We start from the raw sequence: 25,293 nt of genomic DNA, 5'->3' as shown, positions 1-25,293 counted from the left end.
GGGGCGCGCCGCCCGCCCGGCCCCGCCGGCGCGGGCGCCCCCGGCCTTCCGCGCCCTACGAGACAACAGGATTTCCCCATGCAGTCATTGCGCAGAAAATGGCAGTCCCTGCCGCGCGGCGTGGTGGTGCTGATCACGGCCCTGGCCATCTACGTGCCGCTGTCGTTCATCATCGTCCAGAGCTTTCTCTCCGCGCCGTTCTTTTCCCCGTCCAAGACCTTCAGCCTGGACGCGTTCCGCTTCATCTTCGCGGACCCCGATTTCTACAAGGCCCTGAAAAGCGGCTTCATCCTGGCCTTCGGCCTGGCCATCATCGCCATCCCGCTGGGCGGCATGCTGGCGTTCCTGATGATCCGCACCGACCTGCCGGGCCGCCGCTGGATCGAACCCCTGATCCTGGTGCCCGTGTTCGTGTCGCCGATGGTGCTGGGCTTCGGCTACGTGGTGGCCGCCGGCCCCGTGGGCTTTTTCTCGACCTGGGCGCAGAACATCCTGGGCTTCGTTCCCTGGAACGTCTATTCGCTGACCAGCATCGTCATCATCGCCGGCCTGACGCACGTGCCGCACGCCTACCTGTACATCTCGTCGGCGCTGCGCAGCATGGGGTCGGACGTGGAAGAAGCCGCCCGCGTGGCCGGCGCCACGCCGCTGCGCGTGATGGTGTCGGTCAGCCTGCCGATGGTGCGCCCGGCCATGCTGTACGCCACCGTGCTGCTGTTCTTCCTGGGCCTGGAAGTGTTCGGCCTGGTGCTGGTGCTGGGCGACCCGGAAGGCAACCTGGTGCTGGCCACGTACCTCTACAAGCTCACCAACAAGCTGGGCATCCCGTCCTACCACCTGATGGCCGCCGTGGCCGTGGTGCTGATCTGCATGACGATCCCGCTGGTGATGCTGCAGCGCCGCCTGATGCGCAGCGCCAACCGCTTCGTCACCGTCAAGGGCAAGGCCTCGCGCGCGCGGCCCCTGCCGCTGGGCAAGTGGCGCTGGGTGGCGGGCGCCGTGGTGGCGTTCTGGCTGCTGGTGACCATCGTGGTGCCGCTGATGGGCGTGCTGCTGCGCGCCTTCGTGTCCAACTGGGGCATGGGGGTGTCGCTGCTGGACGTCCTGTCGCTGGACGCGTTCCGGACGGTGTTCGCGCAGCCCAACCTGCTGCGCGCCATCGTGAACTCGGTGGCCATCGGCGTGTTCGGCGGCGCGCTGGCGGTGATGTGCTACATGTTCGTGGGCCTGGCCATGCACCGCAAGCCCGACAACGTCACCCGCTTCATGGACTACAGCGTGCTGGTGCCGCGCGCGGTGCCGGGCCTGCTGGCCGGCCTGGCGTTCCTGTGGGTCTTCCTGTTCGTGCCGATGTGGCTGGACAACGCGCTGGACGTGGACGAAAACGGCTGGCTGTCGGCCCTGCCCTTCGCCGAATGGCTGCGCGAGAACTTCATCGAATGGCTGCGCGCCATGCGCAGCACCATCTTCAGCGTGTGGCTGGCCTATACGGTGGTGTGGATGGCCTATGGCCTGCGGCTCATCTCCTCGACCCTGCTGCAGGTCGGCCCCGAGCTGGAAGAGGCCGCCCGCAGCGCGGGCGCCCGCCGCGGCCAGGTCACCCGCCACGTCACCGTGCCGCTGGCCAAATACGGCCTGATCGGTTCCTGGCTGCTGATGTTCCTGATCTTCGAGCGCGAATACTCCACCGGCGTGTACCTGCTGTCGCCGGGCACCGAGACCATCGGGTCCATGCTGGTGTCGCTGTGGGCCTCGGGCGCCATCGACATCGTGGCCGCGCTTTCCTTCATCAATATCGTTCTGGTCGTGATCGGCCTGGGCGTCGCCCTGCGATTCGGAGTCAAACTTCATGATTGAGCTTTCTGTTGAAGACCTGCACCTGGACTACGGCGACAATCCGGTGCTCAAGGGCGTGTCGATGCAACTGCGCCAGGGCGAGGTGGTCTCCTTGCTGGGCCCCTCGGGCAGCGGCAAGACCACGCTGCTGCGCGCCGTGGCCGGCCTGGAAGGCCCCAAGCGCGGCCGCATCACCATCGGCGACCGCGTGGTCTACGACGGCGCGGCCCGGCAGGAGATCCCGGCCGAAGAGCGCAACCTGGGCCTGGTGTTCCAGTCCTACGCGCTGTGGCCGCACAAGACCGTGTTCGAAAACGTGGCCTACCCGCTCAAGCTGCGCAAGACGCCCGGCGCCGAAGTGCGCGAGCGCGTGCAGGCCGTGCTGGACCAACTGGGCCTGGGCAAGCTGGGCCAGCGCCATCCGCACGCGCTGTCCGGCGGCCAGCAGCAGCGCGTGGCCATCGGCCGCGCCCTGGTGTACAGCCCGCCCGTCATCCTGCTGGACGAGCCGCTGTCCAACCTGGACGCCAAGCTGCGCGAAGAGGCCCGCGCCTTCCTGCGCGAGCTGATCATCCGCCTGGGCCTGTCGGCCTTGATGGTGACGCATGACCAGAGCGAAGCCATGGCCATTTCGGACCGCATCCTGCTGCTGAACAACGGCAAGATCGAACAGCAGGGCACGCCGCAGGAAATGTACGGCACGCCGTCCACGCTGTTCACCGCCGAGTTCATGGGCAGCAACAACCGCCTGGACGGCAAGGTGACCGAACTGCGCGACGGCCAGGCCCGCATCGAGGGCCGCGGCTGGTCGCTGTGGGGCAAGGCCAGCGCCGGCGTGGCCCAGGGCCAGGACGCCACCGCGGTCATCCGGGTGGAGCAGGTGCGCCTGGCGGACGATCCCGACGGCAACCACCTGGACATGCCGCTCCTGACCAGCATGTACCTGGGCGACCGCTGGGAATACCTGTTCCGCACGCCGGACGCCGACCCGGCCCATACCCTGGCCCTGCGCGCCTACGGGCCGGAAGGCCGCGAACCCGGCCCCTGCCGGCTGGCGCTGCCGGCTGGCAAGGTCTGGGTGTTCCCCCGGACGCCGGCCTGATCCGTCCCCAAGACACCGGCCGGGGCTGTTGCCGGCCCGGCCGGCGCGCGCGGCGGACCTGGACTCGCTCTACAATGCGCTGGTGCAACGCCTTGCTGATACCCCCTCTCCGCTGAGCCGTTACCTCCGGTGGCTGGGCGCGCCCGCCCAGCACTACCTGCGCATCGGCATCGCGATATCGCTGTTGGTGCACGCCGGCGCCCTGGCGTGGCGCTTCGGCTCGTCCGCGCCCGCCCGCGCCCCGGTCACCAGCCTGGAGATCGTGCTGCTCAACGCCCGCAGCGAGACGCCGCCCGACAACCCCCGCGCGCAGGCCCAGAACCAGATGAGCGGCGGCGGCAACGCCGAGCACGGCCTGTCCACCACCCCATTGCCCCGCACCGGCGAATCGGCCGAGACCATCGTGCTGGAGGCCATGCGCCGCCGCCAGGTGCAGCTCGAAGCCGAACAGACCCGCCTGATGACCCAGTTGCGCTCGGCGGACAAGGCCGGCGCGGAACGCGAGGCCGTCAACCCCTGGCCGGACGGCGCCGACCCCGGCCAAGACGCCGAGGACCAGGCCAGCGTCATCCAGAGCGCCCAGGTGGCCGCGCTGGCGGCCCGGGTGCAGCAGTACAGCGCCGAGCCCCGCAAGCAGTTCGTGGCGCCGTCGGCCGAAGCCTCGCGCTACGCCGCCTACCTGGACGCCTGGCGCGCCCGGATCGAAACGGTCGGCACCCAGCATTACCCGGACGAAGCGCGCGGGCGCATCTACGGCTCGCTGCGCATCACGGTGTCGGTGCGCGCCGACGGCAGCATCGCCAACGTCGAGATCGACCAGCCCTCGCCGCACGCCGTGCTGAACCAGGCCGCCCGCCGCATCGTCCAGTTGGCCGCGCCCTTCCCCCCGTTCCCGCCCGACATCGCGCGCGACACCGACGTGCTGGTCATCACCCGCACCTGGCATTTCGTCAACGACACCCTGGAAACCCAAGCCCCATGACCGAGGCGTCCCCTCTTGCCCGATATGCCGTCATCGGCAACCCCATTGCGCACAGCCGCTCGCCTCAGATCCACGCCATGTTCTCCCGGCAGACCGGCAAGCCGCTGCGCTATGACCGGCTGCTGGCCCCGGTGGACGGCTTCGCCGAGGCGGTGGCCGCCTTCGTGGCCGACGGCGGGGTCGGCCTGAACGTCACGGTGCCTTTCAAGCTGGACGCCTACGCCCTGGCCGCCGGCCGCCTGTCGTCCCGCGCCCGGCTGGCCGGCGCGGTCAACACCCTGTCCTGGCGCGATGGCGCCTGGCACGGCTGCAACACCGACGGGGTGGGCCTGGTCTCCGACCTGCTGCGCCTGGGCGTGCGCCTGGGCGGCGCGTCCGTGCTGCTGGCGGGCGCGGGCGGCGCGGCCCGCGGCGTGCTGCAACCGCTGGCCGAGGCCGGCTGCGCGCGCATCCACATCGTCAACCGCACCGCCGCCCGCGCGCAGGCGCTGGCGGGCGCCTGGCGCGACAGCGGCGTATCGCCGCGGACCGAGGTCACGGCGGGCGGCCTGGCGGATGCCGCCACGCCCGGCGGCTGGAACCTGGTGATCAACGCCACCGCCAGCGGGCTGCAGGACGCCGCCCCCGACCTGCCCGCGGGCCTGTACGCCCCCGGGGCGGCCGGCTACGACATGATGTACGGCGCCCGGCCCACCGCGTTCATGAAGCAGGCCGAGGCCGACGGCGCCGCGCTGACGGCGGACGGCCTGGGCATGCTGGTGGGCCAGGCGGCCGAGAGCTTCTTCATCTGGCACGGCCTGCGGCCCGACCCCGCGCCCGTCCTCGCCGCGCTGCGCGAGGATCTCGCGGCCGGCCGCTGAGCGGCATGGCGACGCGCAAGGGCCGTTCCTGGTTCCGGATCGTCACCGGCGCGCTGATGGCGCTGATATGCCTCGTCCTGCTCTACCAATTCTGGCTGTTCGCCCAGGTCGTCTGGTACAACTACCGGGACCCGGGCAGCAGCGCGGTCATGCGCGAAGAGCTGTCCCGCCTGCGCGAGGGCAATCCCGCCCTGGAACTGAAGTACGAATGGGTGCCCTACGACAAGATCAACCGCACGCTCAAGCGCGCGGTGGTGGCGTCCGAGGACTCCAACTTCACCGGGCACGACGGCGTCGAATGGGACGCCATCCGCAAGGCCTGGGAGTACAACCAGAAACAGCAGGAAGCGGGCCGCAGCAAAATGCGCGGCGGCTCCACCATCACCCAGCAACTGGCCAAAAACCTGTTCCTGTCCAGTTCCCGCAGCTACGTCCGCAAGGGGCAGGAACTCGTCCTCACCTACATGATCGAACACGTCATGAGCAAGGAGCGGATCCTGGAACTGTATCTGAACGTGGCGGAATGGGGCGTGGGCGTATTCGGCGCCGAGGCCGCCGCCAGGCACTATTTCAATACCTCCGCCGCCGGCCTGGGGGCCAGCCAGTCGGCCCGGCTGGCGGCCATGCTGCCCAACCCGCGCTTCTACGACACCCACCGCAATTCCCGCTACCTGAACTCCCGGGTCGGCGTCCTGACGCGCCGGATGCAGATGGTGGACATCCCCTGATACGGAAGCCGGGCGTCCGCGACCATCCGGGTCCGGACCCGGACGGCAGGATTTGTTAAGCTTTCACGTTTACGCGCACCCCCTTTCCTACATGCGTACCGCACGTCGCTACCTGGCCCGCGAGATCTATCGCTCTTGCGCAGTGGTCCTTATGGCCCTGCTGGGCCTTTTCACGTTCTTCGCGCTGGTGGACGACCTGGATAACGTGGGCGACAAGTTCTCCATGATGGCCCTGCTTTACATGCAGGCGCTGGCGATCCCCACCCGCCTGTACGACCTCCTGCCCATCGGCCTGCTGATCGGCGCCATCCTGGCTCTGGCCGGGCTCGCCCAGCGCAACGAACTGGTCATCCTGCGGGTGTCGGGCGTCAGCGGCATGAAACTGCTGCGCATGCTCTGGGTCGTGACGATCCCGCTCATGATCGGCGCGGGCCTGCTGTCCGAATACGTCACGCCCTGGGCCGAAATCAAGTCCGGCGAAGCCAACCTGGTGTTCCGCGGCAAGGCCGGCGGCGACCGCCTCAAGAGCGGATACTGGTTCAAGGAACCCACCGCCAACGGCGGCACCCGCATCATCAATATCGGCGAACTCAAGGGCGACGGCCAGGTCAATGCCGTGACCCTCTACGAATTCAAGAAGGACCTGACGCTGTCGGTCCTGTCGACCGCCCCGTCCGGCGTCTTCACGCACGGCGATCTGGTGCTGAAGAACGTCTCCGAAACCCGGCTGGACGACGAAGCGGCCGAGGCCCTGGCCAATGCGCGCCCCCCGAAGAATCCGCCCGCCACGGTCGTGAAGGTGCCCGAGCGCCAGGTGGACACCACGCTCAGCGCCGAACGCCTGCTGGCCCGCGTGCTGACCCCTGAACGCATGTCCATCGTTACCCTGCTGGACTATGTGGATTATTTGCGCAACAACCAACTGCAATATGGTCGACAGGTCGTCGCCTTGTGGCGCAAACTGGCATATCCGTTCACCCTGCTGGTCATGATCACCATCGCCGCCCCCATCGGCCTGATGCAGACTCGCCGCGGCGGCGTGGGGGCCAAGGTATTCCTGGGCATCCTGCTCGGCGTGGCCTTCTTCATGCTCAACCAGTTGGCCCTGAACGTAGGCATGCTGGGCAAGTGGCCGCCCTGGCTGACCGCGCTGGGCCCGAACCTCGGCGCGGTGATCCTGGCGCTGGGCGCCATGAGCTACATGGAATACCGCCACACCATCACCCGCATCGTCCAACAACGTTGGCCTTGGAGCAAGAGTCCCGCATGAACGGCAGTATCTGGATGATCGGCGACGTGCAGGGTTGCTGCTCGCCGCTGGATCGCTTGCTGTCCCACCCCGACCTGGTCGGCGACCCCCAGTCGCGCTTCTGGTTCGCCGGGGACCTGGTCAACCGCGGCCCCGAATCGCTGGAAACCCTGCGCCGCATCATCGACCTGGGCGACCGCGCGACCTCGGTGCTCGGCAACCACGACCTGCACCTGCTGGCGGCCGCCGCCGGCGTGCGCAAGCCGTCCAAGTCGGACACGCTCGACGCGATCCTGCGGGCGCCGGACGCGGCCGACCTGATCGACTGGCTGCGGTTCCGCCCGCTCGCGCATTTCGAACAGAACCATCTGCTGGTCCACGCCGGCACGCTGGCCAAATGGGACGTCGCCAAGACGCTGGCCCTGGCCGGCGAGGTTCAGGACGCCCTGCGCGGCCCGAACTGGCAGAAGGCGCTGCAGAAGATGTACGGCAACGAGCCCGCCACCTGGAAGGAAGACCACAAGGGCGGCAAGCGGATGCGGGTCATCATCAATGCGCTGACGCGCATCCGGCTGTGCACGCCCAACGGCCACATGGAATTCGCCACCAAGGTAACGCCGGGCGCGTGGCCCCCCGGGCTGGTGCCCTGGTTCGACGTGCCCAACCGCGCGACCCAGAACGTCACCACCGTGTTCGGGCACTGGTCGACGCTGGGCCTGCTGCAGCGGCCGGACGTGATCTGCCTGGATACGGGATGCGTCTGGGGGGGATCGCTGACGGCGCTGCGCCTGCAGGACCGGAAACTGGTGCAGGTGAAGTGCTCGCAGTTCCAGAATCCGCTGTCCGAGTAAGCGCGGGGCAGGCCCCGCGGGTTGGAAGCCGCCGTCAGCGCGCCTTCGGAACCAGGATCGAATCCACTCCGTAAATCGAGCCTTTCCGGGATGCCGCGCTCGCTCGCAGAATGCCCAGCGCCGCTTGCGTGGCTTCGCTGACGGGAGCCAGCAGCGCGCTCATCAGCTTGGTCACCAATTCGTTCGCGTGGAAGGTCACGAGCGGGTCGCGCAAGGTGGGATGGCGTTCGCGCACGTTGTGGTCCACGTCCGCCAGGACATGGAACATCTCGCGCAGCCCCATCATGATGCGCAGGTGCAGGATATCCGCGGGCACGCCGAGCGGCATGCGCCGCAGCAGCAGATAGCAGCGCGTGATGCTGCGGCGATTGCGCCGCGGCACCACCTCCCAGCCGTCGAGCCGCGGCAGGCGGTTGATCGCGGAGAGAAAGCGCACATAGTGGTTGTCCTCGGCATCGCTCAGCATGGTCTCCGCCAGCGGCCATACCGCCAGGCGCAGGACCTCCTCCAGGCTCGGCGGATTCCCGCCGCGCGCCAGCAGGGCGTCGAGCATGCTGCCGCGCCGCCGCTCAACCGCGGGCGAGCGGTAGTCGAAAATGGCGGCGATCACGCCTTCCAGCGAGCCGAAATGATAGTGGACCGCCGAAAGGTTGCGGGCGCCGGCCTCCGCGTTGATGCGGCGCATCGATACCTGGCCCAGGCCTTCTTCCGCGATCAGCCGCTCCGCCGTCAGCAGCAGGCGTTCACGGGTTTTCATGGTCTTTTCCGGCTTCGCCGGCTTGGCATCCTGTTGGCCTGTTGCGGTACGCCTTCCCACGGTCTTGTCCTCGCGCTCGATTCAACGCTGCGAGTGTATCCGGCAACAGAGTCCGAGGAATTCATTCTTTTCCTGCGGAATACCCTCCATCCACGACCAGATTGCTCCCCGTGGCGAAGCTGGCCTCATCGCTCAGCAGAAACAGAACGGCATGCGCGATCTCCCGGTCCCGCCCCAGGCGCCCCATGGGGTGCAGCCGCAGCAAGGCTTGCCGCCTGTCGTCCGGCATCGCGGCCAGCAAGGGAGTATCGACAAAGCCGGGGCTGACGGAATTGATGCGTACCTGAAAGGGCGCCGCCTCCATGGCCAGGGCCCGGGTGAGATTGACCACGCCCCCCTTGGAGGCGCAATAGGCCGATGCGCCCGGGCGCCCCGACGATGCGAGCACCGAGGCGCAGTTCACGATACTGCCGTGCCCCTGGGCGAACATCGCGCGCATGGCGGCCTTGGCGACGCGGAAGACTCCATGCAGATTGACGTCGAGCACCCGCAGATAGTCTTCGTCGCGGACATCGACCGCGGGGCCTCCCCTGGCAATCCCGGCATTGTTGAACACGCCATGCACCGCATTCCAGGTGGCGGCAAGCTCGCGGAAAAGCGCGTCGACACTGTCCGCCGAGGTGACATCGGCCGCAATGAATCGCGCGGTGTTCAAAAGCGGGTCCGCGGCCTGTGCCGCCTTCAGGCTGTTTTCAGCGGCGGCGAGGTCGGCAATGACGACCCGGGCGCCTTCCTCGAGGCAGCGGCGGGCCGTGGCCAGCCCGATGCCGCTGGCCCCGCCGGTGACAACGACATTCTTGTTGGCCATGCGCATGAAACCGCTCCGCTGAAAGATCCCGGCCCGCCGCTCAGCGCCCCTCGACGGGCGGCTGGTCCAACGCAAAGCGCAGCCACCTGCCGGCCTGGCGCAATGCATCCATCGCGGCATCGACGTGATCGGCCCAATGCAGGAAAGCATGGTTGAGGCTGGGATAGCGGGTCAGCGTGGTCGCCACGCCGGCGGCGGCCAGCGCGGCCGCATAGGCCTCGCCCTCGTCCCGAAGGATGTCGTATCCGGCCGTCGCGATATGCGCCGGCGGCAGGCCGTGCAGCCCGGGGGCCCGGATGGGCGAAGCGTGCGGATGCGGCCAGTGCCCTTCGCTGGGCAGGTACAGGTCGCGAAACCAGCGCATGGTGTCCGCCGTCAGGCCAACGCCCTTTGCATGGTCGGACCATGACGGCCAGACGGACTCGCCTCCCGCGCAATCGACGACCGGGTAGAACAGTAGCTGCGCCCGCAGCGCGGGACCCGCCTCATCGCGCGCGCGCAGCGCGGTGACGGTGGCCAGATTGCCCCCGGCGCTATCGCCGGCGACAGCCAGCCTGGCGGGGTCGGCGCCGAAGGCCGCGGCCTCGCGGGCCACCCATTGCAGCGCGGCCATCGCATCGTTCAGGGCGGCGGGAAACGGATGCTCCGGCGCCAGGCGGTAGTCCACCGAGACAATGCCGCTGCCGCTGAGTTCGCACAGCCGGCGGCAGATTCCGTCGTGCGTCTGCAGCCCCATCAGCACGAACCCGCCGCCATGGAAGTACAGGGTCACGGGGCAGGGAGCCGGCGTCTCGGGAAGATAGATCCGGGCGGGCAGGTCTCCCGCCGGGCCGGGTATCGACACATCCAGCACCTGGCGCACACGCGCCGCCGCGGCCACGGCCTCGGCGGCGGCGCCATACCGCGCCGCGACCAGCTCGCGGGCGGTTTGCGGCGGCAAGGTGTGCGGCGCGGGCTGCGCCTCCGCCAGCCGCACCAGCTCCGCGAGCCAAGGGTCCAACGCAACGGTCTTCGGTTTTCCTGCAATCATGGCATTCGCTTCCTAGGCCAGGTCCTGGGCGGCAGCCTCGCGGCTGGAAAGGGTCCGCGACGCGGACCGCGGGCCGCCGCCATAGACCAGCGCCCCATCGTTCAGGCTGGCGGCGGGCAGTTCTTCGCTGTCGCGCCAGTAGTCCTGCGTGTGCTGCCATGGCGATTGGCTGCCCTGGCGCGGCATGCGGTCCATGACGCGCGTCAGATAGCCGGGATTGAAGCTGGATGGCTCGACCCAGGGCAACATCTGCATGCCGGCATCCTCCGGCCGCAGGCGGGGCACCACCCGCGTGGCCTGTTGCTGGTCCATATGCGCCAGCAGCCGGCAGAAGAAGTCGCCCAGCAGGTCCACCCGCAGCGTCCAACTGGCCCGGAAATACCCGAAGACCCAGAGCAGATTGGGAACGCCGGTGAACATCGCCCCGCGGTACATCACCGTCTGGGAAAAATCGACCGGCCGGCCGTCGACGGTGAACGCAATGCCGCCCATCACCGCCAGTTCCAGGCCGGTGGCCGCCACCACGATGTCGGCCTTCAGCAGATCGCCCGATTTCACGCGCACGCCGTCCGCCTCGAAGCGCGCGATCTCGTCCGTGACGACGGAGGCGTCGCCCGAGCGCATGGCCTTGAACAGGTCGCCGTCCGGCACGAAGGCGATCCGCTGGCGCCAGGGCAGGTACCGCGGCGTGAAATGTCTGTCCACCATCTCCTGCGAGCCCAGGTGCTCCAGCACGCCCGCCAGCAGGCGCTCGCGCAGTTCCTCCGGCGATGAAAACGCCGCGTCCACCACATCCTGCTGTTCCTTGAGCAGCTTGCGGCGCACGATCTCGTGCACCCATTCTTCCGGAATGGACAGGCCGCGCAGCATGTCCGCCAGTTCATTGGCGTTGCGCCCGGTCTTGAAGTAGGTCGGCGAGCGCTGCAGCATCGTCACGTGCGCGCAGCGCCCGGCAATCGCGGGGATGACGGTCGCCGCCGTGGCGCCGGAACCGATGAGGACCACGCGCTTGCCGCCGATGTCCAGGTCCTCGGGCCACTGCTGCGGATGGATGAGGGTTCCCCGGTAGTCCGCCATGCCGGGCCACTCCGGGATATAGCCCTTGTCGTGGTGGTAGTAGCCCTGCCCCATCCACAGAAACCGGGCGTGGACGATGAAGGGCTCTTGCGTATCGGTGCGCACGCCTTTCACGGTCCACCGCGCGTCCTGCGTGGACCAGGACGCGCTCAACACCCTGTGCTTGTAGCGGATGTGCCGGTCCAGGCCGTTCTCCTGGACGACCTCGCCCAGGTATTTCAGGATTTCCTCCGCGGTGGCGATCGGCGCCCCCACCCAGGGCTTGAAGCGGTAGCCGAAGGTATAGAGCTCGCTGTCCGAGCGTATGCCGGGGTAGCGGTGCGTCCACCACGTGCCGCCGAAGCTGTCCTGCTCATCGAGGATGGCAAAACTGCGGCGAGGCGATTGCTGGCGCAGGTGGTAGGCGCCGCCGATGCCGGAGATGCCCGCGCCGATGAAGAGCACATCGAAGCACTCCGCCGTGGAAGCGGCGCGGTCGCTGCATGCGTGGGGGATGGAAGACATGGACGCTCCTGGCGGGAATGAAGGATTCGGGGGAATGGCTACAGGTCGAACACGATGACGGAGCGGGTCGCCTCGCCGCGGCGCAGCGCCTCGAACCCTTCGTTGATCTGTTCCAGCGGTATCCGGCGCGAGACGAGCTCGTCGATCTTGAGCCGCCCCTGCAGGTAGAGCTCGACCAGCGCCGGGATGTCCTCGGGAGGCCGCACCGAGCCGAGCATGGAGCCGCGCAACTGCTTTTCCTGCAGCAGGTCCATGCCGGCGACGCTTACCTTGGCGCCCGGGCCGAATATCCCCAGGATGGTGGCCACCCCGCCCGGCTTCAGCATGGCCCAGCACTGCTCGACGGTGGCCGGCAAGCCTATGCACTCGAACGCATAGTCCACCCCGCCGCCGGTCAGTTGCCGGACCCGTTCCACCGCATCGCCGCCGGAGGCATCGACGAGGTCGGTGGCCCCGAACAGCTTCGCCTGCTCCAATTTGTGCGGCAGGCGGTCGATCGCGATGATTCTTGTCGCACCGGCGATCTGCGCGCCATTGATCGCGGCCAGCCCGATACCGCCGCAGCCGATGACGGCCACACTGGCGCCCGCGCGCACCTGCGCCGTGCGGAATACCGCGCCGGTGCCGGTCGTCAGCGCGCAGCCCAGCAAGGCGGCGCGGTCCAGAGGCATTTCCTTGACGATGCGGACCAGGGTGCTGCGGTGCACCAGCATCTTCTCGGCAAAGCCCGACAGGTTGTAGACCTGGCTGACGGGCGCGCCAGCCGCGCGCAGGCGCCTGGCCTGCCCCGGCGGCTGCTTGACGCTCGTATCCTGGCACAGCACCAGCCTGCCCGCGATGCAATGCGGGCAATGGCCGCAGAACGCCGCCAGCGTGCCCACCACGTGATCGCCCGGCAGCAGATCGTGCACGCCGGAGCCGACCGCCTCGACCACGCCCGAGACCTCGTGGCCCAGCACCGCCGGCAGCGGCAGGTTGGGCCGGATGCCCTCCTGCATGTGGATGTCGCTGTGGCAAATGCCCACGGCGGCGGTCCGCACCAAAACTTCGTCGGGCCCCGGCGGCGCCAGTTCGATGTCACGGATGACGAAGGGCTCGTTGAATTTTTCCAGAACTGCGGCTTTCATAGCGCGACTCCTTTTGAAATCACGTGCGGATCAGGCGGTAGGCATCGATGATCCATGCCTTGTCGCCCTGGATCTGGCTGCGGAACTTTTCGGGGTCGTCTTCGACGTCCACCTCCTGCCCGGTGCCCTCGAATCGTTCCCGCACCTCCGGCAGCCGCGCCACGCGCCCCAGCATGCTGGACAGCCGCTGCACGATCTCGGGCGGCATGCCCACGCGGGCCACGTAGCCTCCCCAGTAGCGCAGGGGATCCACCTCGATTCCGGCCTCCCGCAGGGTAGGCACCTCGGGAAAATCAGACCAGCGCTGCGGATCGAATATCGCCAGCGCCTTCACCCGTTTCGGCGGGATATACATCTTGGCGAAGATGGCTGGGGCCATATAGCAATCGACCGAACCGCCGATCAGGTCCTTGATCGCATCGGTGCCGGTCTTGTAGGGCACGGGCGTGGCCACGACCCCGGCGGCCGTGGTGATCTGCGCCATCTTGAGGTGCTCGAAGCCGCCGTCGCCCAAGGTGCCGTAGTGCAGCTTGCCCGGATTGGCGCGCGCAAAGTCGAACATCTCGCCCAGGGAGCCGAACGGCGAATCCCCGCCCACCAGCAGCATGATGCGCGAGGTGCCGACCCGGGTCAGCGGAATCGTGCTTTTGTCCAGGTCGAACAAACGCTGCGTCACCTCGGTGGCGACGTAGCCGCTATGGATGTACAGCAGCGTGTTGCCATCGGCGGGCTGCGCCGCCAGCGCCTCCAGCGAGATCACCGACTGGCCGCCGGGGCGGTTGTCCACGACCACGGGCACCTTCAGTTCGGCCGCGATGCCCGGGCCCATTGCCCGCACGATCACGTCCGCGGCCCCGCCCGCCGCCGATCCGACGATGACGCGCAGGGGCTTTTTGCCGCCGCCCAACTGCGCCATGGCCGGCAGCGAAATGCTTGCCGCCGTTGCCGCGGCCATCCTCAGCATGGCGCGGCGCGTAATCCAGGTGGACTGCATATTGCCTCCTGTGGTGGCTCCCTGATCGGGGCATGCCAGGCCAGTCGCCAGTGCAAGGCTTGACCTTGATCAAATTAAATCAACTGCTTTAATTTCTGTCGAGAGGGAAAACACCGCATTCCCGCCATCGTTTACCCGAATAGCGTTTGCCCTGATGCAACCCTAGATGACTTGCGCTGCCCGCAACCGCTGAAGATCGGTCTCCGAAAGCCCGATCCGCTTGAATATTTCGCTGTTGTGTTCGCCTGGCGCCGGGCCGGTCGCCGGCACGGGCATCGGATGGTCCGTTACCCGGGGAACAATGCAGGGGCCCGGCAATTGGCCGTATTCGGCGTCCTCCATGTACACCACCGCGTTCCTGGCCTTCAGTTGCGGGTCCCGCACAATGTCCTCAATCGTGTAGACCTTGCTGAAGGGGACGCCGCCGCTTTCCAACTCTCTGGCGAGGTACTCGTAGTCATGCCGCAGGAACCAGGCGACCAGCACCTCCTCCAGCGCGTCTACGTGTTGCACACGGGCCGGATTGGTGCTGAAACGCTCGTCCGATGCCAGCGCCGGATGCCCGACGATCCCGCACAGCCGCTGGAAGATCGAATTGGAGGAAGCAACCAGCGAAAACCACACCCCATCGCGGCTGCGGTACATGTTCGACGGCGCGGTATAGCTGGCCTGATTGCCCGCGGGGCCTCGGACGGTTCCCATCTGCTCATACTCGACCGCCAGGGGATCGAGCAGCCGGAACAGCGCCTCTGTGGCGGACAGGTCCACCTCCGTGCCCGGCGCCGAAGGCTGGGAGCGCAGCCGGGCCACTTCCATGGCGATGGCGAACGCGCAGAACAGGCCGGCGACATAGTCCCCGACGGGATAGTTGCTGTGCAGCGGCACGCCGTTCTTTTCCCCCGTCAGATTGGTGAAGCCGCTCATGGCCTCGAAGATCCTGGCAAAGCCCGGGCGGCCCGCATAGGGGCCGGTTTGGCCGAATCCGGTCAAGCGGATCACGATCAACCTCGGATTGGCCTGCCGCAACGTGGCCAGGTCCAGCCCCCAGCGGTCCAGTGTTCCGGTCCTGAAGTTTTCAACCAGGACATCGAACTGCCGGATCAGTTTCAGCAGGATCTCGCGCCCTTCGGCCTTGCGGACATCCAGGGTGATGCCGCGCTTGCCGCGATTGGCGACCTTCCACCACAGGGGCGCGCCGTCCTTGACGGGCTGCAGCGCGCGCAAAGCGTCGCTGCCGTCGGGAAGCTCGAGCTTGACGACCTCGGCGCCGTGGTCCGCGCACAAAGTGGCGCCCACGGGCGCGGCCAGCACGGTGGCCATGTCGAGAATTCGCACTCCGTGCAGCGCACCGTTGGAAGCGGCGGGCGTCTTCATATCCGGTCGACCCTTGTTTTGCATGGCCAGCGAGTGTGGCTCGGCGGATCCGCGCGTGGAAGAGCGGTTCCGCTGTGCAAAACAGTCCGGGCAAATGAATTGACAGTGCCGCCTCGCGGCGCCGAACATGCAAGCAACCCATTTCTCTTTGACGCCAAGTGGTCACCATCAATCTGCCCGGATCCATCGATCCGCACGACCTCGCTACGGACCGCCATTTCGCCATGAACCTGGCGCGCGGCGTGGAGGTACTGCGCGCGTTTTCCGCGCAAAACGCCCTGCTGGGAAACCGGGAGATTTCCGTCATCACCGGCCTGCCGAAAGCGACCGTATCGCGATTGACCTACACGTTGACGTTGCTGGGCCTGCTGGACCGGGAGACGGAGTCCCAGAAATTCCGGTTGGCCGCCGGCATACTTTCGCTGGGCCACCCGTTCCTGGCGAGCATGCAGGTGCGCCAACTGGCGCGGCCCTTGATGGTGGAGCTGGCGCGGCGATCCGGCTGCACCGTGAACCTCGGCATGCGCGATCGTGCCAATGTGGTGTACATCGACTCGATCCGGCCGGATGCCGGAAACGCGCATCTGCCGGACATCGGAGCGACTTACCCATTGATGGCAAGCGCGATGGGGCGCGCCCTGATCTTTTCGGCGCCCGAGCAGGAACGCAAGACGATGCTGAATTTCCTGCGGGTGCACAACAGCGAGATGTTCGCCACCTTCAAGGGCGCGCTTGAAAAAGACCGGAAGCTCTGGGACAAGCATCGCTACTGCCACAACGCCGGCGATTGGCGCAGCGAGATCCATGCCGTCGCGGTGCCGATCCGCCCCCCCGGCCTCGCCGCGCCCGCGCTGGCCATGAACTGCACGCTGTACGCGCACCGGGATGCACTGGAACGGCTTCCCAAGGAAGTGGTGCCCATGCTCAAAGACGCGGTGCGACAACTGGAAGCCGCGCAAGGATTGCTCTAGCAGTCGAGGTCATTCACTACACGTCGGGAGACAACGCATGACAAAACCCAGCCTCAGGCGCCTGGTGCTGGCCATCTGCGCCCCATTGGCGGCACTTGGCTTGAACGCGAGCGCGAACTCCGACTTCCCCAGCAAGCCGGTGCGCATCATTGTTCCCTATCCGGCGGGAGGCGTGGTGGACTCGCTGGCCCGCCTCATCGGCAACAAAATGACGGCCAAGTATGGGCAGCCCGTCATCGTCGAAAACAAGGCGGGCGCCGGCGGCGGCATAGGCACCGACTACGTCGCGAAATCGCCGCCGGACGGCTACACACTGCTCATGGTGTCGCCTTCGCATGCCGTCGCGCCGCTTTTTCAGAAATCCATCCATTGGGATCCCGTCCAAGACTTCAGGGGCATTGCGGGTTTTGGAGCCATACCCAATGTGATCGTGGTCCACCCCGATGTGGCCGCCAGGACGCTATCCGAATTCCTGGAGCTGTCCAGGACGTCGGCGGCGCCGGCCACCTACGCCAGTTCCGGCATCGGAACATCGTCGTTCCTCGCGGGCGAGCTGCTGGTTCAGACCACGCACGTGCCGCTGACGCACGTGCCGTACAAGGGGCAGCCCGAGGCCATCCATGACGTGATCGCGGGCCGGGTGGACATGATGCCGATGTCGACGTCGCTGGCGCTCCCCCAGATTCGGGCGGGCAAGCTGCGCCCGTTGGCGGTCACGACCCAGCAAAGGGCTTCGGCCCTGCCGGACGTGCCGACGGTGGCCGAGGCCGCGGGTCTTCCGAACTACGACGTGGCGACCTGGCTTGCATTGCTCGCGCCGTCGAAAACGCCGGAACCCGTGCTGCAAGCGCTATCGGACGGCGTTGCCGAAGTCATTGCCCAGCCCGACGTCAAGGCGAAGTTCCAGGAGCTGGCCATCGAAGGCCAACCGCTCACAGGCGCTGAATTCGACCGCTACCTGGAAAAAGAGGTCGGCGCCTGGGCGCTGGTTGTCAGGCAGGCAGGTATCAAACCCAATTGAGGAGAGAGCAAGATGACAAGGAGCGCCAAGGCAGGCCGCCTTTTTGGAGATCATTTCTTATCCCGGCTCGCGGCCGAGGAACAGGCCATCGTCGCCAATGTGCGCAGACTGGCAAAAGAGGTTCTGGGCCCCAATGCGGCCGCGGTGGCCCAACAGGATGTGTTCGCCTGGGAGACCTTCCGCCTGCTTGCAAAGGAAGGCGTGATTGGAACGGCATTCCCCAGGGAAGCCGGCGGCACGGATGCGCGCCAGGTGCTGCGGATACGGATCGTCGAAGAGTTGGGACGCGTCTGCAGCGCGTCCGCGTCCATCGTCACCGGCGCGGATCTCTCTTGCCGCGCCATCGTGGCGGGCGCATCGGACGAGCTCAAGACCGAGCTGCTGCCCGGCCTGTGCCGAGGGGAGATCCAGGCGGCATTTGCACTCAGCGAACCGGGCGCGGGCTCCGATGTGCGAGGCTTGGCCACGGTGATCCGCCGCGAGGGCGACCGCTACCTTATCGATGGCGAAAAGAAATTCATCACGCGCGGCACAACCGCTGACTGGTTCGTCGTGGTCGGCCGCGCCGAGCATGATCCGGATTGCTTCATTGCGGTTCTCGTGCCCCGCAATGCCAGCGGATTCATGATCGGCCCTGAAGTCGGCAAGCTGGGCTGGGCCGGCGTGCCGATTTCTTCACTGGAATTCCGGAATGTCGCAACGCCCGTCGCCAATCGGCTGGGGCAGGAAGGCGATGGCTTCAACCTTGCGCAAGATGCGCTGGTGCGCGCGCGTATCGGGCACGCCGCGATGGCCCTGGGCAGGGCCATCGGTGCGGTGGAGATTGCCACGGCCTACATGGCGGATCGAAAGCTGTTCGGCAAGTCACTGGGCGAACACCAGGGCGCGCAGTGGATGCTGGCGGAGATGGTCACCCGGATCGAAGCCTCGCGAGCGCTGGTTCAGCTTGCGGCGGAAAAATACGACGGCACCGACCCGGACGCCGGCATTTTCGCATCCATGGCCAAGCTGCAGGCGACCGACCTGGGCATGAAGGTGGTGACCGACGCGCTCCAGCTCACGGGCGGCCGCGGCTATCTGCAGGACTTCCCCCTGGAGCGGTTCTTCCGCGACGCCAAGCTCAACCAGATCGGAGAGGGATCCAGCGAGGTGCACAAGACAGTCATCGGGCGCGATGCCGTCCGCCGAGCCCGCGACCTGGAAAGGCACCCCTGCCTCAAGTTTGAATCGCTGGTGGACTATTGACGTGCCCGGCGGCGGCCAGGAAAGCCGTCAATGCCGGATCTCCGCCAGGAATTTCTGCGCCCGCGCCGTCCCCGGCCGGGTGAAGAACTCTTCCGGCGTGCCGGTCTCCACGATGCGGCCCTCGTCCATGAACCAGACCCGGTCCGCGACTTCCCGGGCGAAACCCATTTCGTGCGTGACGCAGACCATGGTCATGCCGTCCTTGGCCAGGCCCTTCATCACTTGCAGCACCTCGCCCACCATTTCCGGGTCCAGCGCGCTGGTGGGCTCGTCGAACAGCATCACCGGCGGATTCATCGCCAGCGCGCGGGCGATGGCGACCCGCTGCTGCTGGCCGCCCGACAACTGGGCGGGGTAGGCGCCGGCCTTGTGGGCCAGGCCGACGCGATCCAGCAGTTGCAGGGCGCGTTCGCGCGCCTCGGGGCGGCGGGCCCGCTTGAGCTGCAGCGGGGCCAGCATCAGGTTCTCCAGCACCGACAGGTGCGGGAACAGGTTGAACTGCTGGAACACGAAGCCGATATGGCTGCGCAGCGTGTCCAGGTGCACCTTGGGGCCGTAGATGTCCTGGCCGTCGACCTCGATCACGCCCTTCTGGATGGGTTCCAGCCGGTTGACGGTGCGGATCAGCGTGGATTTTCCCGACCCGGACGGGCCGCACACCACCACCACCTCGCCTTGCGCCACCCGCGCCGTCACGTCGGACAGCGCCTGGTATTGGCCGTACCACTTCTGCACTTCGGAAAATCGGATCATGTCGGCACCGCTTCAGGGGCGGGCATGAGCCCGGCGCGGCGCCTGCCGATACGGCGTTCGGTCAGGTGCACCAGGGAACTCAGCCCGAAATTCAGGATGAAATAGGTCAGCGCCAGCAGCCCGAAAACCTCGAAAGGCTTGGTCAGCAGCACGCTGTTGATCTGGTTGGCCGCATAGGTCAGTTCCTGGACGCTGATGACGTACGCCAGCGAGGTTTCCTTCACGGTGGAAACGAACTGGCTCAGCATGCTGGGCAGCATGTTGTAGAGCGCCTGCGGCAGGATCACGCGCCGCATGGTCTGCATGTACGACAGGCCCAGCGCGCGGCTGGCTTCCTGCTGCCCCGGCGGCAGCGCCTGGATGCCGGCGCGGATGATCTCGGCCAGATAGGCGCTTTCGTAGCACACCAGCGCCACCACCATCGTCGTGGTGCCGGCCACCGGCCGGCCGATGATGAGCGGCACGAAGAAATAGGCCCAGAAGATGAACATCAGCAGCGGCAGGCCGCGCACCAGATAGACCATCGCCGACGCCGGCCAGTAGAAGATCCGGTAGGGGCTGATCCGGCCCAGCGCCAGCAGCACCCCGCAGGGCAGCGCCAGCGTCAGGCTGACGGCGGCCAGCCCGAGCGTGGCGGCCAGGCCGCCGACGGGGCCGTGGGGATACTGCCCGATGAGCAGCAGCAGCCAGTTGTCCTTGAGTATGTCCCACATGATCAGCGCGCTCCCAGCGGACGGTAGCGCCGTTGCAGGAGGGCGCCGCCCCCCATGACCAGGAACGACAGCACCAGGTAGATGACGGTCACCACGGCGTAGGCCTCGAAGGTCCGGAATGTGTAGTTCTCGATCTCGCGGCCGGCGGCGGTGAGTTCGGTCACGCCGATGGCCATGGCCAGGCTGGTGTTCTTCAACAGCAGCAGGGTCTGGTTGAGCAGCGGCGGGATCGCGATGCGGAAGGCCTGCGGCAGCACGACCTTGCGCATCGTGGCCAGGAAGCCCAGGCCCAGCGCGCGCGCAGCCTCGACCTGCCCGGGCGGAATGCCGCGCACCGCGCTGCGCAGGTCTTCGCAGACATAGGCCGACATCACCAGCCCGATCGCGATGCAGGACAGGATGAACTCGCTGCCGTGGCCGTTGAGCCAGTCGGTGACGGCCTGCGGCAGCAGCGCCGGCACGCCGAAATACCAGAAGAGGATGTGCACCAGCATGGGCACGTTGCGGTGGAACGCGACATACGTCGCGATCACGCCGTTGGCCACGGGCGAGCCCGTCAGGCGGATCACCGCCAGCAGGCTGCCCACGAAGAACGCCAGGATCCAGGCGAAGCCGGCCAGCGCCAGGGTGGTGACGAACCCCCTGAGCAGCCAGGCCGGATACTCGCCCTGGAAGATGGCGCCGAAGTCGAAGACGTAGTGCATCGAACCGGGGCCTGTTAACCCTTGATGGCTTCGATGCGGAAGTCGCGCTTCATGTCGAACTGGGTGCCCGGGCCGAACCATTTATCGAAGGTCTTGACCGCCTGGCCCGAGGCTTCCATCCCGTCGAGCACCTTGTTCACCTGGTCCAGCATCGCGCGGTCGCCCTTGCGCACGCCCATGCCCCAGGGCTCGACGAACAGCGCCGGCTCCAGGATCTTGACCGGGACCGCGCTGCCCGCCGCCTGCTGCTTGAGCTTGACCAGCATCAGTTCGGAGGCCACGAAGCCGCTGACCTTGCCCTGCTGCAGCGCCAGGAACGCGCCGCTGGGATCCTTGAAGGTCACGGGCTCGACGTTGGGGATGTTCTTGCGCGCGCCTTGCTCCGACGACGAACCGCGCACCGCGCTGACGCGCTTGCCGGCCAGGTCGGCGGGGGCCTTCAGGTCTTTCTCCGAATCGCGCGCCAGCACCTTCTGCAGGCTCACGAAATGCTGGTGCGAATAGTCGATCTGCTGCGCGCGCTCGGGGCTCCAGCCCAGGTTGGCCGCCACCACGTCCACGCGGCCGGCGATCAGTTCGGGAATGCGGGCCTCCACGGCGATGAGCTTGAGTTCCAGGGGCACGCCCAGGCTGTCGGCCACGGCCTGGCACATGTCGACCTCGTAGCCGACGACGCCGCGGGTCTTCGGATCCTGGAAGCTGAACGGCTCGGCCGTGCCCATGGTGCCGCAGATGAACTTGCCGCGCGCCTTGATGTCGGCCAGCGTGTCGGCATGGGCGGCGGGCGCCAGCGCGGCGGCCAGGCCGGCGGCGGCGACGAAGGAAGCGATCGTTGTCTTCATGCTATTTCCCCTGAAATGTAAGTATGGATACTGCAAGTCCGGGCGGCCCCAAGGCCGCCCGCGGTCAAGTCAGGCCCTCGCAGGCCTGGCGGATGCGCCGGCAGCCTTCCTCGATGTTCTCCATCGACGTGGCGAAGCTCAGCCGCAGATAGGGCGACAGTCCGTAGGCCGCGCCATCCAGCACCGCGACGCCCGCGACGTCCAGCAGGAACATCACCACGTCCAGGTCGGTGCGCAGCGCGCGCCCGTCGGCCGCGCGCTTGCCCAGCAGCCCTTCCACCGAAGGATAGACATAGAAAGCGCCCTGCGGCCGCGGGCAGCGGATGCCGGGCACGGCGTTCAGCAGCGCGACGATGCGGTCGCGGCGGGCGTGGAATACCTCGGCGGCCTCGCGCACGCAGCGCTGGTCGGCGGTGAGCGCCGTGCGCGCGGCCGACTGGCTGATCGCGCTGACGCAACTGGTGCTTTGCGAAATCAGCGTGGCCATGGCCTTGACCAGCGCCTTCGGCCCGGCCGCGTAGCCCAGGCGCCAGCCGGTCATGGCGTAGGCCTTGGACACACCGTTGATCGTAAGGCAGCGGCCGGCCAGCGCGGGCACCGCCGCCACGGGCGACAGGTGGCGCGCGTCGCCGTAGGCCAGGTGCTCGTAGATCTCGTCGGTCATCAACCAGACCTGCGGGTGCCGCGCCAGCACCTCGCCCAGCGCCCGCAGCTCGGCGGCGTCGTACATCGCCCCGGTGGGATTGCTGGGCGTGTTCAGCAGCAGCCATTTGGTGCGGGGCGTGATGGCGCGCTCCAGCGCTTCGGGCGTGAGCTTGAAACCGTCGGACTCCGGGCAGGCCACCACCACGGGCGTGCCGTCGTTGACCAGCACCATGTCCGGGTACGACACCCAGTACGGCGCCGGGATGATGACCTCGTCGCCGGCCTGCACGGTGGCGGCCAGCGCCGTGAAGATGAGCTGCTTAGCGCCCACGCCGACGATCAGCTCGTCCAGGGCGTAGTCCAGCCCGTTCTCGCGCTGGAACTTGGCGCGCACGGCTTCCAGCAGGGGCCGGGAGCCGGCGGACGCGGTGTAGCGGATGTCGCCGCTGTTCAGCGCGTCGATGCCGGCCTGCACAATGTGCGCGGGCGTGGGCAGGTCCGGTTCGCCGACCGTGAAGTCGACGATGTCGCGGCCCTGCGCGCGCAGTTGGTCGACGCGGCTCTTGGCCGCCATGCTGGGCGAGGGCTTGATGGCGCGCGCCCGTTCCGCCAGGAATTCGCTTGCGGCCGTGCTCATTCCAGCCCCTTGGCCGCGAAGGCGGCCTGCATCCAGCTCTGCGCCTTCGCGCCGCCGGCGATCTCGGCCATGATGCGTTCTTCCTTGGCCGCGTGCGCCCGCGCCGCGGCGATCAGCGCCTCGGCCTCGGCCGGCGCAAAGCTGACCAGGCCGTCCTCGTCGCCCACCACGATGTCGCCCGGGTTGATGACCTGGCCGCCGATGGACACGGGCACGTTGACCTCGCCGGGGCCGTCCTTGTACGGGCCGCGGTGGATGTGGCCGCGCGCGTAGCAGGGAAAGCTGTCCGCCTCGAAGGCGGCCACGTCGCGGATCGCGCCGTCCACCACCACGCCGGCGCAGCCATGGATCTGCAGGTAGCGCTTCATGATCTCGCCCAGCACGGCGTTGGACAGGTCGCCGCCCGCGTCCACCACCAGCACGTGGCCGGGCTGCACCTGCATCATGGCCTTGTAGATGAGGAGGTTGTCGCCCGGGCGGGTCTTGACGGTCAGGGCCGTGCCGACCAGCTTGCCGCCGCCGTTATAGCGCCGCAGGCCCGAAATGCCTTCGCGGCGCGCGAGATTGTCGCTGAGGTGCGGGGTGACGATGCCGGCCAGCGCCTGGAGCACCGCGGCGGGCGCGACGGGGGGAGCGGGCAATATCCGGGCGCCGGTATGAATAGAGGCCATGGCGGTCTGCAAAATCCTGGGTCGATGATTGAATGAGGCAGGCGCCATGGTGCGAGCTTTTGCGATTCCATAAAAGGGATTAAATTTCCATGAACTTTATCTCTTTATGGAATATAAGGGTTAGCCCTTAATGGAAATTTCGGAATGAATAGTCCCGCGCGAGGCTGCCCCGCATGCTGACCTTCAAACAGATCGAAGCCCTGTACTGGACGGTCAGGCTGGGCACGTTTTCCGCGTCGGCGCAGAAACTGCACACCACGCAATCCGCGATCACCAAGCGCATCCAGGAATTGGAGGCGGACTTCGACATCGCGCTGTTCGACCGGTCGGGCCACCGCGCCGAGCTGACCGCGCGCGGCCACGAGGTCTACGCGCTGGCCGAGGAAATGCTGGGCCACCGCGACCGCCTGCTGGTCCGGCTGAAGGGCCAGCATACGCTGACCGGCACGTTCCGCTTCGGCATCACGGAGATCACCGCGATGACCTGGCTGCCCGCGCTGATCCGGCTGCTGCGGGCGCACTACCCGCGCATCACGCTGGAGCCGCACATCGACCTGGGCGCCGACCTGCTCAAGCGCCTGCAGGCCGGGCAGTTGGACATGGCGTTCCTGCATGGGGAGTTCGCCGAGCCGAACCTTCAGGCGGTGCCGCTGCAGCGCCTGGAATTCGCCTGGATGGGCAGCCCCGACATGATCGACTCCAGCCGCGTCTACACGCCGGCGGACATCGCGGCCTTGCCGCTGCTGCGGCAAAGCCGGGAATCGGGCCTGAACATGATTTACGACGGCTGGCTGCGGCCGCATACGCCGGCCAGCAATATCTTCACCATCAACAGCCTGATCGCGATGGCGGGGCTGACCGCGGCGGGCTTCGGCGTGAGCTGCCTGCCGCGCGACTATTTCGCGGACATGGTGAGCGCCAGGCAACTGGTCATCGCCCGCACCACCCTCGCGCCGCCGCAGTCGGTGTACTGCGCGATGTTCCGCCGGGACGCGGACGTGGCGTTCTGCGAGAGCGTCGCGGAACTGGCAGAGAGTTGCTGCGAGTTTTCGGGTGGGGGCCGGTGATCCGGGTTTCGTTGGTTGAGGAGGTTGTGGTTCTTTTGACGCCCCGATTGGTGTCGGACACCCCGATACCTTGCTTCAAGCCTGTGGCGCCTTGCCGTAAGGGTGTCCGACACCTGCGGAGGCTTATGCCAGGTGTCAGACACCCGTACGAGATGACGGCACGGATGGAAGAGGTGTTGCCGGGTGTCTGATACCCATAGGAAAGAGCTTGCCGCCCCGGTTGGTGTCGGACACCCCGATACCTTGCTTCAAGCTTGCCGCGCCTTGCCGTAAGGGTGTCCGACACCTGCGGCGGCTTATGCCAGGTGTCAGACACCCGTACGAAATGACGGCGCGAACTGAAGAGGTGTTGCCGGGTGTCTGACACCCATGGGAAAGAGATTGCCGCCCCGATTGGTGTCGGACACCCCGATGCCTTGCTTCAAGCCTGCGGCGCCTTGCCGTAAGGGTGTCCGACACCTGCGGAGGCTTATACCAGGTGTCAGACACCCGTACGAGATGACGGCACGGATTGACGAGGCGTTGCCGGGTGTCTGACACCCATGGGGAAGAGCTTGCCGCCCCGGTTGGTGTCGGACACCCCGATACCTTGCTTCAAGCCTGTAGCGCCTTGCCGTAAGGGTGTCCGACACCTGCGGAGGCTTATGCCAGGTGTCAGACACCCGTACGAGATGACGGCACGGAT

The 25,293-nt window shown here is 67.3% G+C and carries 24 protein-coding genes; 11 read left to right on the top strand and 13 right to left on the bottom strand.

Features of this window, described 5'->3' with window-relative positions; genetic code table 11:
- The 7 genes from AVE30378_RS30435 to AVE30378_RS30405 all read left to right on the top strand — a co-directional run.
- Positions 1–1,857: ABC transporter permease (locus AVE30378_RS30435; protein ID WP_425265805.1), on the top strand; the 1,857-nt coding region annotated here is incomplete at its 5' end.
- Positions 1,850–2,938, top strand: a complete 1,089-nt coding sequence (locus AVE30378_RS30430) for an ABC transporter ATP-binding protein (protein ID WP_129246589.1) — start codon at positions 1,850–1,852, stop codon at positions 2,936–2,938. The genes AVE30378_RS30435 and AVE30378_RS30430, both read left to right, overlap by 8 nt.
- A gap of 82 nt (positions 2,939–3,020) precedes the next feature.
- Positions 3,021–3,920 carry a TonB family protein gene (locus AVE30378_RS30425; RefSeq protein ID WP_129246586.1) on the top strand — a complete coding sequence of 300 codons (900 nt, stop codon included), beginning with the start codon at positions 3,021–3,023 and terminating at the stop codon, positions 3,918–3,920.
- Positions 3,917–4,780, top strand: coding sequence for a shikimate dehydrogenase (gene aroE, locus AVE30378_RS30420; protein WP_129246584.1), 864 nt, complete (start codon positions 3,917–3,919; stop codon positions 4,778–4,780). Before AVE30378_RS30425 ends, aroE begins: the two co-directional genes overlap by 4 nt.
- Positions 4,781–4,785: 5 nt before the next feature.
- Positions 4,786–5,508 (top strand): monofunctional biosynthetic peptidoglycan transglycosylase, encoded by a 723-nt coding sequence (gene mtgA / locus AVE30378_RS30415; protein WP_129246582.1) that lies wholly within the window; start codon positions 4,786–4,788, stop codon positions 5,506–5,508.
- Between the two features lie 91 nt (positions 5,509–5,599).
- Positions 5,600–6,778, top strand: coding sequence for an LPS export ABC transporter permease LptG (gene lptG / locus AVE30378_RS30410; RefSeq protein ID WP_129246580.1), 1,179 nt, complete (start codon positions 5,600–5,602; stop codon positions 6,776–6,778).
- Positions 6,775–7,608: a symmetrical bis(5'-nucleosyl)-tetraphosphatase gene (locus tag AVE30378_RS30405; protein WP_129246578.1), complete on the top strand. Its 834-nt coding sequence runs from the start codon at positions 6,775–6,777 to the stop codon at positions 7,606–7,608. Before lptG ends, AVE30378_RS30405 begins: the two co-directional genes overlap by 4 nt.
- A 34-nt stretch (positions 7,609–7,642) precedes the next feature.
- Here AVE30378_RS30405 and AVE30378_RS30400 read toward each other — a convergent pair whose 3' ends face one another.
- From AVE30378_RS30400 to AVE30378_RS30370, 7 genes are all read right to left on the bottom strand, one after another.
- Complete coding sequence (locus AVE30378_RS30400; RefSeq protein ID WP_129246576.1) at positions 7,643–8,365, bottom strand: TetR/AcrR family transcriptional regulator; 723 nt, start codon at positions 8,363–8,365, stop codon at positions 7,643–7,645.
- Positions 8,366–8,486: 121 nt separating this feature from the next.
- On the bottom strand, positions 8,487–9,239 hold the full coding sequence (locus tag AVE30378_RS30395) for an SDR family NAD(P)-dependent oxidoreductase (protein ID WP_165360347.1): 753 nt from the start codon (positions 9,237–9,239) through the stop codon (positions 8,487–8,489).
- 34 nt (positions 9,240–9,273) lie between these two features.
- On the bottom strand, positions 9,274–10,263 hold the full coding sequence (locus AVE30378_RS30390; RefSeq protein WP_129246574.1) for an alpha/beta hydrolase: 990 nt from the start codon (positions 10,261–10,263) through the stop codon (positions 9,274–9,276).
- A 12-nt stretch (positions 10,264–10,275) separates the two neighbouring features.
- A complete protein-coding gene (locus AVE30378_RS30385; protein WP_129246572.1) occupies positions 10,276–11,844 on the bottom strand; it encodes a flavin-containing monooxygenase in 1,569 nt (522 codons plus the stop codon).
- A 38-nt stretch (positions 11,845–11,882) separates the two neighbouring features.
- Positions 11,883–12,971 (bottom strand): Zn-dependent alcohol dehydrogenase, encoded by a 1,089-nt coding sequence (locus AVE30378_RS30380; protein ID WP_129246570.1) that lies wholly within the window; start codon positions 12,969–12,971, stop codon positions 11,883–11,885.
- Positions 12,972–12,990: 19 nt separating this feature from the next.
- Positions 12,991–13,965, bottom strand: a complete 975-nt coding sequence (locus AVE30378_RS30375; protein WP_129246568.1) for a Bug family tripartite tricarboxylate transporter substrate binding protein — start codon at positions 13,963–13,965, stop codon at positions 12,991–12,993.
- Positions 13,966–14,127: 162 nt separating this feature from the next.
- Positions 14,128–15,363: a CaiB/BaiF CoA transferase family protein gene (locus AVE30378_RS30370; RefSeq protein ID WP_129246593.1), complete on the bottom strand. Its 1,236-nt coding sequence runs from the start codon at positions 15,361–15,363 to the stop codon at positions 14,128–14,130.
- A 200-nt stretch (positions 15,364–15,563) separates the two neighbouring features.
- Between AVE30378_RS30370 and AVE30378_RS30365 the strand changes: the two genes are divergently transcribed.
- The 3 genes from AVE30378_RS30365 to AVE30378_RS30355 are packed head-to-tail and all read left to right on the top strand — an operon-like array spanning position 15,564 to position 18,576.
- On the top strand, positions 15,564–16,310 hold the full coding sequence (locus AVE30378_RS30365; RefSeq protein ID WP_129246566.1) for an IclR family transcriptional regulator: 747 nt from the start codon (positions 15,564–15,566) through the stop codon (positions 16,308–16,310).
- Positions 16,311–16,347: 37 nt separating this feature from the next.
- The gene (locus AVE30378_RS30360; RefSeq protein ID WP_129246564.1) at positions 16,348–17,331 is read left to right on the top strand and encodes a Bug family tripartite tricarboxylate transporter substrate binding protein; all 984 of its coding nucleotides are present in this window, start codon (positions 16,348–16,350) and stop codon (positions 17,329–17,331) included.
- A gap of 12 nt (positions 17,332–17,343) precedes the next feature.
- On the top strand, positions 17,344–18,576 hold the full coding sequence (locus AVE30378_RS30355) for an acyl-CoA dehydrogenase family protein (RefSeq protein WP_129246562.1): 1,233 nt from the start codon (positions 17,344–17,346) through the stop codon (positions 18,574–18,576).
- Positions 18,577–18,603: 27 nt separating this feature from the next.
- Here the strand turns inward: AVE30378_RS30355 and AVE30378_RS30350 are convergent, their stop codons facing one another.
- The 6 genes from AVE30378_RS30350 to AVE30378_RS30325 form a co-directional block, all read right to left on the bottom strand.
- Positions 18,604–19,329, bottom strand: a complete 726-nt coding sequence (locus AVE30378_RS30350) for an amino acid ABC transporter ATP-binding protein (RefSeq protein WP_129246560.1) — start codon at positions 19,327–19,329, stop codon at positions 18,604–18,606.
- Positions 19,326–20,042: an amino acid ABC transporter permease gene (locus AVE30378_RS30345; protein ID WP_129246558.1), complete on the bottom strand. Its 717-nt coding sequence runs from the start codon at positions 20,040–20,042 to the stop codon at positions 19,326–19,328. Before AVE30378_RS30345 ends, AVE30378_RS30350 begins: the two co-directional genes overlap by 4 nt.
- A 2-nt stretch (positions 20,043–20,044) precedes the next feature.
- The gene (locus AVE30378_RS30340) at positions 20,045–20,746 is read right to left on the bottom strand and encodes an amino acid ABC transporter permease (protein ID WP_129246556.1); all 702 of its coding nucleotides are present in this window, start codon (positions 20,744–20,746) and stop codon (positions 20,045–20,047) included.
- A 14-nt stretch (positions 20,747–20,760) separates the two neighbouring features.
- Complete coding sequence (locus tag AVE30378_RS30335) at positions 20,761–21,588, bottom strand: ABC transporter substrate-binding protein (RefSeq protein WP_129246554.1); 828 nt, start codon at positions 21,586–21,588, stop codon at positions 20,761–20,763.
- Between the two features lie 64 nt (positions 21,589–21,652).
- Positions 21,653–22,870, bottom strand: a complete 1,218-nt coding sequence (locus AVE30378_RS30330; protein WP_129246552.1) for an aminotransferase class I/II-fold pyridoxal phosphate-dependent enzyme — start codon at positions 22,868–22,870, stop codon at positions 21,653–21,655.
- Positions 22,867–23,541, bottom strand: coding sequence for an RraA family protein (locus AVE30378_RS30325; protein ID WP_129246550.1), 675 nt, complete (start codon positions 23,539–23,541; stop codon positions 22,867–22,869). The genes AVE30378_RS30330 and AVE30378_RS30325 overlap by 4 nt, the downstream gene beginning before the upstream one ends.
- Positions 23,542–23,714: 173 nt before the next feature.
- On the opposite strand from AVE30378_RS30325, the gene AVE30378_RS30320 reads away from it, so the two are divergent.
- Entirely contained in the window at positions 23,715–24,608 is an 894-nt protein-coding gene (locus tag AVE30378_RS30320; protein ID WP_129246548.1) for a LysR family transcriptional regulator, read from the top strand.
- Positions 24,609–25,293 lie beyond the last annotated feature (685 nt).

The sequence above is a fragment of the Achromobacter veterisilvae genome (assembly GCF_900496975.1).
Lineage (GTDB): Bacteria > Pseudomonadota > Gammaproteobacteria > Burkholderiales > Burkholderiaceae_B > Achromobacter > Achromobacter veterisilvae.
Note: the sequence above shows the minus strand (reverse complement) of the source record. Positions and strands in the feature narration are given on the sequence as shown.